Origin of the sequence: Agrobacterium tumefaciens (assembly GCA_025559845.1) — a bacterium.
Classification (GTDB): Bacteria; Pseudomonadota; Alphaproteobacteria; order Rhizobiales; family Rhizobiaceae; genus Agrobacterium.
On record CP048469.1, the window covers coordinates 1,916,463 to 1,928,257 of the forward strand.

Below are 11,795 nucleotides of genomic sequence, written 5' to 3' on the forward strand. Positions count from 1 at the left end.
CTGTCCAGCCGTTGAGCGTAGCATGACGCCCTGGCAAAACAAAAACGACCGCGCGAAACAAGTTCGCGCGGTCCAAATCTCAGAAACGGAAGTAGAGAGACTACAATTCAGGCCAATCTCGAAGCAGATCAGCCTTCACCGTCGCCATCGTCACCTTCACCGGCGTCAGGCCCACCGTTCTGCAGGAAGCGATCGGCGATCAGGCCAGCGTTCTGGCGCAGCGCCAGCTCGATCTCATTGGCAACCGCCGGATTATCGCGCAGGAAGGTCTTGGCGTTTTCGCGGCCCTGCCCGAGACGCTGACTGTTGTAGGAGAACCACGCACCGGACTTCTCGACGATGCCGGCCTTCACGCCGAGATCGACAAGCTCACCGGTCTTGGAAACACCTTCGCCATACATGATGTCGAATTCGACCTGCTTGAAGGGCGGAGCCATCTTGTTCTTGACGACCTTGACGCGGGTCTGGTTGCCGACAACCTCTTCGCGTTCCTTGACGGCACCGATACGACGAATGTCGAGGCGCACTGAGGCGTAGAACTTCAGCGCGTTACCGCCTGTCGTGGTTTCAGGCGAACCGAACATCACACCGATCTTCATACGGATCTGGTTGATGAAAATTACCATGCACTTCGAACGAGAGATCGACGCAGTCAGCTTGCGCAGCGCCTGGCTCATCAGACGGGCCTGAAGACCTGGAAGGCTGTCGCCCATCTCACCTTCAATTTCCGCACGTGGCGTCAGCGCCGCAACGGAGTCGACGACGAGAACGTCAACGGCGCCGGAACGAACCAGCGTGTCGGTGATTTCAAGCGCCTGTTCACCCGTGTCCGGCTGCGAGATCAGCAGGTTCTGCAGATCAACGCCGAGCTTGCGGGCATAGACCGGATCGAGCGCATGCTCGGCGTCCACGAAGGCGCAGATGCCGCCCTTCTTCTGGGCTTCTGCAATGGTCTGCAGCGCCAGCGTCGTTTTACCCGAGCTTTCCGGCCCGTAAATTTCAATGATACGCCCCTTCGGCAAACCACCGATTCCGAGCGCGATATCCAGACTGAGCGAACCCGTCGATACGGTTTCGACTTCGACTACGTTTTCATTGGAACCGAGCTTCATGATCGATCCCTTGCCGAACGAACGTTCGATCTGGGAGAGCGCCGCTTCCAGTGCCTTGCTTTTATCCACCGATTTATCCTCTACGAGACGCAAAGAATTTTGTGCCATCTGAAACACCTTTAGGTTATTGAAGCCACGCAGGCAATGAAGCAGTATGGAAACGGTATGTACCCTATTTGTTCTCATTTCGCAAGGCGACGCCAGAACATTGAAAACAAATAGCGATAAGTCATTTGTTCTATTTTTGTTTTTCTCGGCGCCGCTCGGGTCGCCTTTCAGGAAAAACAGTCCGGGAACCGATTTTTTCAGCCGAATCGGAGAAAGATTTCGGGTCTCCAGAAAAGGGAAGAAGCGTTGAAAAAGATACTCGTTCTGGGAGGAGCGCATATCGACAGGCGCGGCATGATCGAGGCGGAAACCACGCCCGGTGCCAGCAATCCAGGACACTGGATGGAAGAAGCAGGCGGCGGCGGCTTCAATGCGGCCCGTAACCTGTCCCGTCTCGGCTTTGAGGTTCGCATCATCAGCCCGCGCGGTGGAGACGTCACTGGCGAGGCCGTTGCGGCAGCGGCTCGACAGGCCGGTGTCGAAGACACCCCTTTCGTTTTCCTCGATCGCCGCACACCAAGTTATACGGCCATTCTGGAACGCGACGGCAATCTGGTCATCGCGCTCGCAGACATGGACCTCTACAAGCTTTTCACGCCGCGACGCCTGCGCGTACGGTCCGTGCGCGAAGCGATCCGCTCGACCGACATTATCCTATGCGACGCCAACCTGCCGGAAGACACGCTGACGGCAATCGGCCTGGCAGCCCGCGTCTGCGGCAAGATGCTTGCGGCGATCGCGATCTCGCCCGCCAAGGCGGTCAAACTCAAACCGGCATTTGCGGACATCGACATTCTTTTCATGAATGAAGCCGAGGCGCGCGCGCTGACCGGAGAGAACCCCGACGATATCCGGCAGTGGCCCGATATCTTCAGAAAAACCGGCCTGCGCGGTGGCGTGGTCACGTCCGGCTCCAAACAGGCGATCGCTTTTGACCGAAACCAGGCAGCGACACTCGTTCCGCCCCGCGTCGACGATGTGAAGGATGTGACCGGTGCGGGCGACGCCATGGCCTCCGGTTATCTTTCCGCCATTGCCGAGGGCGCAACCATCATGCAGGCGCTGCGACTGGGGGCAGCAGCAGCAGCCCTCACCGTCCAATCGCCCTTCGCAACCTCGCCCGATCTATCGAAAAACGGTGTCGAGCTCATGTCGGGACTTGTGCCCGAGGCCGAAACACTGGCATGAACCCGCTTTTAAAAAATCTGGAACAGATAAGATGACCCGTCCAATTTCCCCACGTCTCCCCATCGTCTATTCACAGGAAGTCGCGGCCGCCAAGCAGCGCGGAGCGCCGATCGTGGCTCTCGAATCCACCATCATCACTCACGGCATGCCCTATCCGGGCAATATCGAGATGGCCGAAAGCGTCGAACAGATCATCCGTGACCAGGGTGCTGTGCCGGCAACCATCGCCGTCATTCATGGCGTACTGCATATCGGCCTCGAGAAGGACCAGCTCGAAGCACTCGCCAAGACCACCGATGCGATGAAGGTTTCGCGCGCCGATATCGCCTTCGCGATTGCCGAGCGTCGCACCGGCGCCACCACCGTGGCGGCAACCATGATCGCCGCCGCACGCGCCGGCATCAAGGTCTTCGCAACCGGTGGCATCGGCGGCGTACACAAGGGTGCGGAAGAAAGCTTCGACGTATCCGCAGACCTGACCGAACTTGCCAAGACCGGCGTGATCGTTGTCTGCGCCGGCGCCAAGGCTATCCTCGATGTTCCCAAGACGCTCGAAGTTCTGGAAACGCAGGGCGTTCCGGTCGTGACCTTCGGCTCGGAAGAGTTCCCGGCATTCTGGTCGCGCTCCTCCGGTCTCAAAAGCCCGTTGTCGCTCAATAGCCCGGCTGCAATCGCCAATTTCCAGGCAACCCGCGAACAGCTCGGCATCGACGGTGGCATGCTGGTCGCAAACCCTGTTCCGGAAGAAGACGAAATCCCCAGCGAAGAGATGGCCATCTACATCAACCGCGCCATTTCCAACGCCGAACGCGAAGAAATCACCGGCAAGGAGGTCACGCCATTCCTGCTGGGCGATATCTTCAAGATCACGGAAGGCCGCAGCCTGGTGACCAACATCGCGCTTGTGAAGAACAATGCACGCCTCGCAGCAGAGATCGCGGTCGCGCTCGACTGAGGCAGAAAGGCGTATTCAAGCAAAAGGCCCGGAACCTTGTGGTTCCGGGCCTTTTTCGTTGTGGCGGACCGCTTAGTTCTGCGCAACCGGGCGCACAAGCGGCGTAACGCGACGGATGGTGACACGACGGTTCTGCTGTTCCGCAGTCAGCGTCTGAACCTTGAGGTAACGCTCGCCATAGCCCTGGGTCGCAAGGTTTTCCGGCGGGATGCCGTAGACATCCGTCAGGACATTGGCGACGGAGGCCGCACGTTCATCAGAAAGCACGAGGTTGCTTTCATCCGAACCAATCGCATCCGTATGTCCTTCGATCAGGAAGGTTTCCGCCGGGTTCTTGTCCAGCGCCTTGTTGATCGCATCGGCCACCTTGCGCAGCGAGCGGGCCTGCGCCATCGGAATTTCCGCACTGCCCGTGGCAAAGGTGATGGTATCGAGGTCGATACGACGCACCTTGTCACGAATACGGGCCGAATACCGTACCTCATCGAGGGAGTAGACGCGTTCGACCGGCTCGACCGGCGGCTGTTCCAGGAAGCGGTAGTAATCGCGATCCGGATCGCTGGAGGTATCGATGATGTAATCGCGAACAGGGATGCGCAGACGCATCGGCGGCAGGTCAAGGCCCGGATCGCGATAGACGTAATCCTGATCCGGATCATCCATCAGCTCAGGCGCATAGAACAGCACATATTCCCGGCCGCGATCATCGATGCGCGAACGCTGGATGACATCGCCATAACGGTTGCGGATCGTCACGACCTGGGTGCCATCCCGGCGTTCGACGGTTTCGCGGACCCGGCCTGCAGGCAGGCGCTCGTAATAGGGTTCGCCACCATCGCGGATGAAGCGCTGGTTATCGTCACCACGAACCACGACGCGATCACCGAATTGCAGGATGATCGGCGCATCGCGGTCTCTGTCGCGACGACCGCCTTCGCGTGGCTGCCATTCGCGCACGCCATCCGGCCGCTCATATTGCGGGCGCTGATCGATGCGCTCGCCCTGCTGCGAGGTGATCGCCTCCATCTTCACAGGCGGTGGCGGCGGGTTGCCATCCGGTCTTGCGGCGCGCTGGGCTTCGGCATCCGATGTCGGAACCTTGTAATCCCCGCCCTGCTCGCGTTCGCGGCGCCGCTCTTCGCGGGCCTGACGGTTGCCGGAGCGTTCGACCTCCTTGTCGCTGTCGAGAACGGCAGCACCCTTGTCAACAGGCAGAATAACCGTATCCGCAGTCTTGGATGGGTCCTGAGCAATCGCCTTGGCCTTGTCCAGCTGTTCCTTGCTCATTGGCGGCGCCTCGGTCTGAGGGGTCGCGACCTGATCGGGAACGGCTTCACCAGCCGGGGCCTGTCCTGTGGTTGAACCATCCTGCGGCGGCGGGTTCGGTGCATCCGGCAGAGGGGCCGGGCGAGCATTGCCCTGACCTTCCGTTGGCTGCTGCTCGGACGGCTGCTGGCCAGGTGCGGGGTTTGGCTGTGCTTCCGGCGGACGCGGACGTGCCGGCGTCGGAGCCTCGGTCGGAACCGGTGCATCCTTGGCGGCGGGTTCTGGAGCGGCCGGCTTTTCGGCTGGCTGCGCCTTCTGCTCAGGCGCCTGTTCCTCTACCGGCTGTTTGCGGCGATCCGGCTTCTGTCGTGGCTCAGCGTTTTCGGGCGCCTGTGCAGCCGGCTGTTCGGCCTGGGGTTCCTGGGCGCGCTCCTGTCTGCGCGGCCGCTGCTGCTCACCCTCGCCTTCCGGCTGCTGGGCACGTTCAGGACGGCGTGGGCGCTCCTGTTGCTGCTCGGCAGGGGCTGCCTCCTGCGCCGGTTCACGGCGCGGGCGGTCCGGGCGCTGCTCGCCCTCACCTTCCTGCTGCTGCGCGCGCTCGGGACGACGCGGACGTTCCTGCTGCTGCTCCGGGGCCGCCTGCTGGTCTGGGGCTGGTGCTTCCGGCTGCGCCTCACGCTGTCTTGGACGCTGCTCTGCCTGCGGTTCCGGCTGGCGCTGCGGCTCGGGCGCGGGTTCCGCCTGACGCTGCTCCTGCGGCTGAGCTTCTTCGGCCTGCTGGCGCTTCTTGCGCGGAATTTCTTCCGGATTGGGTTCCTCGGCAGGCGCCTGCGCCTCAGCCTGCGCCAGGATCAATGGGCGGGTATCCGCCGCTACGGTTGAACGGATGCCTGCCGGAGACCCGGAAAAACCGGCCAATGCCGGTTCCACAGCGACCACCAGCGACATCAGGGGAAAGACCACCCCTGTCAGCAGTTTGTTCTTGTTCAGCATCGGTGCTTCCTCATCTGCCTTCATTTTTCAGCGTCAACGCTACCGAGACGCTTTGTATTTCTTTGCCGTGCAGGCGCTGAACAACGCCATGCACGCACTTCGGTTCCCATGATGAGCAAAGCCTTCTGTACTGGAAATGAACAGAACAAGGCCTTTTCGTGGAAGCACTGCGGCAGAAATGGAGGCAGAATTATTGCGGTTGCATTTTTTGACCAACAGGAAGAATAATTGCCGGCGCATTTGAGGTCGAAGACGCGATATTCCGTTCCGCCGACCTCACGCGCAAAAGGCGTCTGCAACTGAAGATAAAAAACAGCCCGCAGATGAACGACCAAAAGAGAGGATCTAAATGCCTATTTCCACCCGTCTGCTCGCAGCCGTATCGATCGCCGCCATTTCGCTGTTTTCCAGCGCTGCCATGGCGCAGGACAAGCTCGTCATCGGCACCGAAGGTGCATACCCGCCCTTCAACAATCTTGAAGCCGACGGCACCCTGACCGGCTTCGACATCGACATCGCCAAGGCGCTGTGCGAAGAAATGAAGACCGAATGCACCTTCGTGACCAACGACTGGGACGGTATCATTCCCGCCTTGCAGGCCAAGAAGTTCGACGCCATCATCGCGTCCATGTCGATCACGCCTGAGCGTCTCCAGAAGGTCGACTTCTCGAAGAAATATTACAACACCCCACCGGCAATCGCCGTCCCGAAGGATTCGCCGATCAAGTCTGTCGAAGACCTGAAGGGCAAGTCGCTCGGCGCGCAGGGCTCCACCACCCACTCGAACTATGCCGAAAAGCATTTTCCGGATTCCGACCTGAAAATGTACCCGACCGCAGACGAGTATAAGCTCGACATCTCGAACGGCCGTATCGATGCCGTCATCGACGATATCGTCGTTCTGTCCGAGTGGCTGAAGTCGGATGCCGGTGCATGCTGCAAGATCATGACGCCGCTGAAGGTTGACCCTGAAATCAACGGCAACGGTGCCGGCATTGCTGTCCGCAAGGGTGAAACCGCTCTTGCCGACAAGTTCACGGCTGCTATTGCCGCGATCCGCGCCAACGGCAAATACCAGGAAATCAACAAGAAATACTTCGATTTCGACGTTTACGGCGAATAAGCCTTACGCGATCTGTTGAAATCTGATGGCGGAAGGCTTGCCCTTCCGCCATTTTTGTTTGAAAACGTGACGATAACAATCACGGCGGCTTAAGACCGCAGGGGAAAATTGGCATGAGCGGAGCATTTTCCGCCATAGGTGCGTTCTGGACCTATGTCTCGACACTTCTCGACCCATTCTGCGGACCGGTCGGCATTTTCTCGGTTTTTGGAAACGGCACCCTCGTTGCATGCGGCGATACCGGATGGGGCGATGAAATTGCCTTTGGCGTGAAAGTCACGATCTCGCTGGCGCTTGCGACACTGCCTGTCGGATTGATCATCGGCTTCCTGATCGCGCTTGCCGCACAATCTGAAGAAAAATCGCTGCGTCTCGCCGCTGGTATCTACACCACGATTTTCCGTGGACTGCCGGAACTGCTGACGCTCTTCATTGTCTATTACGGCATCCAGATGCTTCTGCAATCTGTCGCCGGATATGTCGGCATCACCGGTCCCGTTGAAATCAACGCCTTCCTCGCAGGCATGATCGCGCTTTCCGTGGTCTTTTCATCCTATGCCTCGGAAGTTCTGCTTTCGGCCTTCAAGGCCATTCCGAAAGGTCAGTATGAGGCTGGCGATGCGCTGGGTCTTTCCCGTGCCCGCACCATGACCCTCGTCATCATTCCACAACTGGTCCGGATCGCCCTGCCCGGCATGACGAACCTCTGGGTCATTCTGCTCAAGGATACGTCCTACGTCTCGATCATCGGCCTTGCCGATATCGTCCGCCAGACCGGTATTGCCGCCCGCGTCAGCAAGGAAGCCTTCTTCTTCTACGGCATTGCCTGCCTGCTTTACCTGACACTGGCGCTGATCTCGTCCTTCGGCATCGGTTTCATCGATCGCTGGTCGAAAAAGTCGGAGGTCCGCCGATGAGCCATATCCAGGAACTCATTCCGCCGCGTCCGGCTCCGCCTGTCGTCGACAAACCCTTCAATCTGTCGCGCGTCGTCGGCATAGCCGTCATCGCGCTCTGGCTGATCCTTGCCGCCGGGCTGATCTTCGCCATGATAGAAGGCTGGGACTGGGACAAGTTCGAGCGATACGGGCCGCGCTACATCGATGGCCTCATCACCACCATTACCCTGGTTGGCATGTCGATCATTCTCGGCGCAATCGTCTCCGTGCCGATTGCCTTTGGTCGCATGTCCGAAAACCGGTTCATAGGCTCGCTCGCTTATGCCTATGTGTATGTGTTCCGCAGCACGCCGCTGCTGGCGCAGCTCTTCCTGATCTATTACGGCCTTGGCAGCTTCCGTCACGGGCTGGAGAGTGTCGGCCTCTGGTGGTTCTTCCGCGAAGCATGGTATTGCGGCCTCCTCTCGCTGACGCTCAATACCGCCGCCTATCAGGCGGAGATCCTGCGTGGCGCAATCCAGAGCGTTCCGCGCGGCCAGCACGAGGGTGCAGCCTCTCTCGGCCTGTCGAAACTCGTGACCTTCCGCAAGGTCATTCTGCCGCAGGCACTGATCGTGGCCCTTCGCCCTTACGGCAATGAGATCATTCTGATGATCAAGGGGTCGGCCGTAGTTTCCATCGTCACGGTGTTCGACCTGATGGGACAGACGCGTTACGCCTTCTCCCGCACCTTCGACTATCAGACCTATCTGTGGGCAGCGATCTTCTACCTGGCGATCGTGGAAACCCTGCGGCACGTCTGGGCATGGCTCGAAGCGCGTCTTACGCGCCATCTGAAGCGATAGGGCGAACGTTGGCAGCACTCACCAACAAACGCTGCTAACATTATGAAAAATATAAATATTTTGTGACAATCCAGGCCATTGGCAAGGGTGAATTAACCATGTCATGCTCCCGTATCCGATACAGCGCAAATGCTGAAATCGGCAACAACAAGAATGGGAACAGCCTTCATGAACAAAGACATGGAAATGATGCTGAAGGGCTACGGCCTGACAACCGCCCAGATCTTCTATCGCATGCCCGATCACCCGTTGGTTCTCCAGAGCTATGTCTGGCAGAACTATGATGTTGCACCGGATTTCCCTGAAATGCGTGGTTTCCTTAAGTTCTGGCAGGAAAAGCTCGACGGGCCGCTGCACTCGGTTCGCTATGTCCACCGGCAGGTAATATCCGCACAGGAATGGCGTGCCCTGAAAGGAGAGTTCATCATCCACTGAGCGTGAACAGCATATAGATATTGCGCCCGTTACTGTTGCGGCTTACAGCAGACGTCAGCCAGAGCGCCGTCCGTTTGAAAGACGACGGCATGAGATGCTCTGAACCTTAAAATCCGCGCATCCTTTATCTTGCAAATCGACGTTGATTTCCGAGACGATGTGCCAAGACGCTGATGGACCCGCACCATGACGAAAAACCAGAAAATTGACGAAGAGGCACTCGCCGAAGCCTACAATCGCGCACTTGCGTTGGAAAAGGCGGGCGACGTGGACGCTGCCGTCAAGGCTTACGAAGAGGTTCTCGCCATCGATCCGGAGGATCACGGTGGCGCAGCGGTCCGTATCGCGGCCATGGGACGTGGCGAAGTACCACCAAAAGCACCTGACGCCTATGTCGAAACGTTGTTCGACCAGCACGCCGAAGCATTCGAGGACATTCTCGTCGAGCAGCTTGGCTATGCCGTACCGATGATGGTGCGCCAGCGCTTCCAGACACTCGAGCTCGGCCCCTTCAAGCGCCTCCTCGACCTGGGCTGCGGCACCGGCCTCACCGGCGAAGCCCTGCGCGACATGGTCGATGACATCACCGGCATCGACATTTCCGAAAACATGGTCGAGATCGCCCACGAAAAGGACATCTACGAAACGCTCTACGTGGCGGAAGCGGAAGATTTCCTCGAAGACAATGATGACGAGCCCTTCGATCTCGTGGCTGCAACCGATGTTCTGCCCTATCTCGGCGCGCTGGAGCCGCTGTTCTTCGGAGCTGCGGAAAATATGACGCCCGGCGGCATTCTGGTGTTCTCCTCGGAAACGCTTCCAGACGACGTCATGGCTGGCCGACCCTATATCGTCGGTCCGCACCAGCGCTTTGCCCATGCCGAAAGCTATGTGCGCGATCGCCTTGCCGCCACCGGTTTCGAAATCATCGAAGTCACCGACATCAACGTCCGTATGCAGGATGGCAACCCGACCCCCGGCCACCTGGTCATCGCAAAGCTCAAGGGCTGACGGTCAAGGCGCTCCCGAAAACGGGAGCGCCTCCCATGATGCAAACTTTCAGCAGAACACCCCAGCCCACTGAATTGACTCTCTTTTCCGAACGCGGATGCGTCAGCTTGCTTTCGGACGCCAGATGATATCGGCGACATTCAGTTTCTTCGGCACGATCTTCAGATCATAGAACTCGTCTGCGAGTGCCTGCTGGTAAGCTATCGCCTCATCCGGCACAGTCGACACCCGACCAAGATCAGCACCTGGACGCGTCAACGAAACCTTCGTCACATCCTCCGGAACGCCCGTGATGACAGAGAGCGATTTCGCCGTGGCATCGATGTTTGCCTGCGCCTTGGCGCCGACATTTGCCAGCTCTTTCAGGATCACCGGGATCAGGTCGGGATTTTCGTTGACGAAATCGCCATTGGCAAGGAAGTAGCTCCACGGATCGACAATGCCTTCCGCCGTTGCCAGCACACGCGTTGTCGGCTCCTTTTCAGCGACGGCAAAATACGGGTCCCAGATCGACCACGCGTCGATACTGCCCGAGCGGAAAGCCGCCGCCGCATCCGGCGGGGCAAGATCAACGGGGGTGACATCGGCAAGTGTCAGGCCCGCTTTCCTCAGCGCCTTGACCGTAACGTTATGAGCACTGGAACCGCGCTTGAAGGCCACCTTCTTGCCCTTGAGGTCTTCCAACGTCCTGATGGGAGACTCTTTCTGGACAAGAAGAGCCGAACCACCGGCCGCACCCTTATAGGTGCCGACGTAACGCAAATTGCCACCGGCGGCCTGTGCAAAGAGCGGTGGAACATCGCCGGTCGGGCCGATATCCAGAGCACCGGCGCCGAGCGCTTCGAGAAGCGGCGGCCCTGAGGAAAACTCGGACCACTTCACTTCGATACCACGATCCTTCAACAGCGCCTCAAGCGCCCCCTGGCTTTTGGCGAGCGCGATCACACCGTTCTTCTGCCAGCCGATGCGCAACGTTGTCGTCGCTGCCGCAGCCCGCCTGACATGAGGCAAGAAGACCGCTCCTGTTGCGCCTGCAATCAATCCCAATGTTCCGCGTCGTGTCAGCATGCTGGATATCCCTCGCTGTTGGCGTTCATCGCACCTCAAAAGCGTAGATATTCCACTGATTTTATCAAATTAATGCTTTGCGCGGATCGCGCCCCAATGGAATTGAATGTGCGCATTTGCCGACGTGAGAAGAATACGTTTTTTTCTCCGTCGCGGCATCGCTGAACTGATCTTGTATCGAGGGTGCTAAGAACTGTGCACCAAACAACGAAAAATGCCCTCCCCGCATATCGGAAAGGGCATTGCAAAACGTCAGACGTGACCGCGACCGGAGTTATTCTTCGCCGGACTTCGGATTGTCCAGCATCATGTAATCAAGCGGCAGTTCGGTCGTATATTTGATCTGCTCCATGGCGAAGGCCGAGGATACGTCACGAATTTCGATCTTGGCGATCATGCGCTTGTAGAACGCATCGTAGGCGGCGATATCAGGCACGACAACACGAAGCAGATAATCGACGTCACCGCTCATGCGGTAGAATTCGACGACTTCCGGAAACTCCGAAACCACCTCGGAAAAACGCTTCAGCCATTCAATCGAGTGGGATGCGGTGCGGATGGAAACAAAGACCGTAACCTTGGTGTTGACCTTGGCCGGATCGAGCAAGGCCACACGGCGACGAATGACCCCATCCTCTTCCATCTTCTGGATACGCCGCCAACAGGGCGTCGTCGAAAGGCCGACCTTCTTTGCCAGATCGGCAACGGCCAGCGTAGAATCTTCTTGCAGAATGCGCAAAATCTTACGGTCAAGGCGATCCAATGCGTCTATCCTCCTGAATTAATTTCCTT

Annotated in this window: 11 protein-coding genes; 7 read left to right on the forward strand and 4 right to left on the reverse strand. The window is 58.6% G+C overall.

Annotation, left to right across the window (positions count from 1 at the left end; all coding sequences use genetic code 11):
- Positions 1 to 128: 128 nt before the first annotated feature.
- Positions 129 to 1,220, reverse strand: a complete 1,092-nt coding sequence (gene recA, locus FY156_09790; protein ID UXS01738.1) for a recombinase RecA — start codon at positions 1,218 to 1,220, stop codon at positions 129 to 131.
- A gap of 246 nt (positions 1,221 to 1,466) precedes the next feature.
- Between recA and FY156_09795 the strand changes: the two genes are divergently transcribed.
- On the forward strand, positions 1,467 to 2,408 hold the full coding sequence (locus FY156_09795; GenBank protein UXS01739.1) for a carbohydrate kinase: 942 nt from the start codon (positions 1,467 to 1,469) through the stop codon (positions 2,406 to 2,408).
- A gap of 31 nt (positions 2,409 to 2,439) precedes the next feature.
- The gene (locus FY156_09800) at positions 2,440 to 3,363 is read left to right on the forward strand and encodes a pseudouridine-5'-phosphate glycosidase (GenBank protein UXS01740.1); all 924 of its coding nucleotides are present in this window, start codon (positions 2,440 to 2,442) and stop codon (positions 3,361 to 3,363) included.
- 72 nt (positions 3,364 to 3,435) lie between these two features.
- Here the strand turns inward: FY156_09800 and FY156_09805 are convergent, their stop codons facing one another.
- Positions 3,436 to 5,622: an OmpA family protein gene (locus FY156_09805; GenBank protein ID UXS01741.1), complete on the reverse strand. Its 2,187-nt coding sequence runs from the start codon at positions 5,620 to 5,622 to the stop codon at positions 3,436 to 3,438.
- A 349-nt stretch (positions 5,623 to 5,971) separates the two neighbouring features.
- On the opposite strand from FY156_09805, the gene FY156_09810 reads away from it, so the two are divergent.
- From FY156_09810 to FY156_09830, 5 genes are all read left to right on the forward strand, one after another.
- Positions 5,972 to 6,745, forward strand: a complete 774-nt coding sequence (locus FY156_09810) for an ABC transporter substrate-binding protein (GenBank protein UXS01742.1) — start codon at positions 5,972 to 5,974, stop codon at positions 6,743 to 6,745.
- Between the two features lie 113 nt (positions 6,746 to 6,858).
- Complete coding sequence (locus FY156_09815; protein ID UXS01743.1) at positions 6,859 to 7,662, forward strand: ABC transporter permease; 804 nt, start codon at positions 6,859 to 6,861, stop codon at positions 7,660 to 7,662.
- Entirely contained in the window at positions 7,659 to 8,489 is an 831-nt protein-coding gene (locus FY156_09820; protein ID UXS01744.1) for an ABC transporter permease, read from the forward strand. Before FY156_09815 ends, FY156_09820 begins: the two co-directional genes overlap by 4 nt.
- A 168-nt stretch (positions 8,490 to 8,657) precedes the next feature.
- Positions 8,658 to 8,924, forward strand: coding sequence for an aspartate-semialdehyde dehydrogenase (locus FY156_09825; GenBank protein UXS01745.1), 267 nt, complete (start codon positions 8,658 to 8,660; stop codon positions 8,922 to 8,924).
- 186 nt (positions 8,925 to 9,110) lie between these two features.
- A complete protein-coding gene (locus tag FY156_09830; protein UXS01746.1) occupies positions 9,111 to 9,935 on the forward strand; it encodes a class I SAM-dependent methyltransferase in 825 nt (274 codons plus the stop codon).
- 102 nt (positions 9,936 to 10,037) lie between these two features.
- On the opposite strand, the gene FY156_09835 is transcribed toward FY156_09830, so the two are convergent.
- Both FY156_09835 and FY156_09840 read right to left on the reverse strand, forming a co-directional pair.
- Positions 10,038 to 11,003, reverse strand: coding sequence for an aliphatic sulfonate ABC transporter substrate-binding protein (locus FY156_09835; GenBank protein ID UXS01747.1), 966 nt, complete (start codon positions 11,001 to 11,003; stop codon positions 10,038 to 10,040).
- A 274-nt stretch (positions 11,004 to 11,277) separates the two neighbouring features.
- Positions 11,278 to 11,766: an Lrp/AsnC family transcriptional regulator gene (locus tag FY156_09840; GenBank protein UXS01748.1), complete on the reverse strand. Its 489-nt coding sequence runs from the start codon at positions 11,764 to 11,766 to the stop codon at positions 11,278 to 11,280.
- Positions 11,767 to 11,795 lie beyond the last annotated feature (29 nt).

Bases quoted from the DNA above. Each gene is read 5' to 3' on its own strand.
- FY156_09810 (UXS01742.1), top strand. From the start codon at position 5,972: ATGCCTATTTCCACCCGTCTGCTCGCAGCCGTATCGATCGCCGCCATT.
- FY156_09800 (UXS01740.1), top strand. From the start codon at position 2,440: ATGACCCGTCCAATTTCCCCACGTCTCCCCATCGTCTATTCACAGGAA.
- FY156_09830 (UXS01746.1), top strand. From the start codon at position 9,111: ATGACGAAAAACCAGAAAATTGACGAAGAGGCACTCGCCGAAGCCTAC.
- FY156_09805 (UXS01741.1), bottom strand. From the start codon at position 5,622: ATGCTGAACAAGAACAAACTGCTGACAGGGGTGGTCTTTCCCCTGATG.
- recA (UXS01738.1), bottom strand. From the start codon at position 1,220: ATGGCACAAAATTCTTTGCGTCTCGTAGAGGATAAATCGGTGGATAAA.
- FY156_09815 (UXS01743.1), top strand. From the start codon at position 6,859: ATGAGCGGAGCATTTTCCGCCATAGGTGCGTTCTGGACCTATGTCTCG.
- FY156_09820 (UXS01744.1), top strand. From the start codon at position 7,659: ATGAGCCATATCCAGGAACTCATTCCGCCGCGTCCGGCTCCGCCTGTC.
- FY156_09835 (UXS01747.1), bottom strand. From the start codon at position 11,003: ATGCTGACACGACGCGGAACATTGGGATTGATTGCAGGCGCAACAGGA.
- FY156_09825 (UXS01745.1), top strand. From the start codon at position 8,658: ATGAACAAAGACATGGAAATGATGCTGAAGGGCTACGGCCTGACAACC.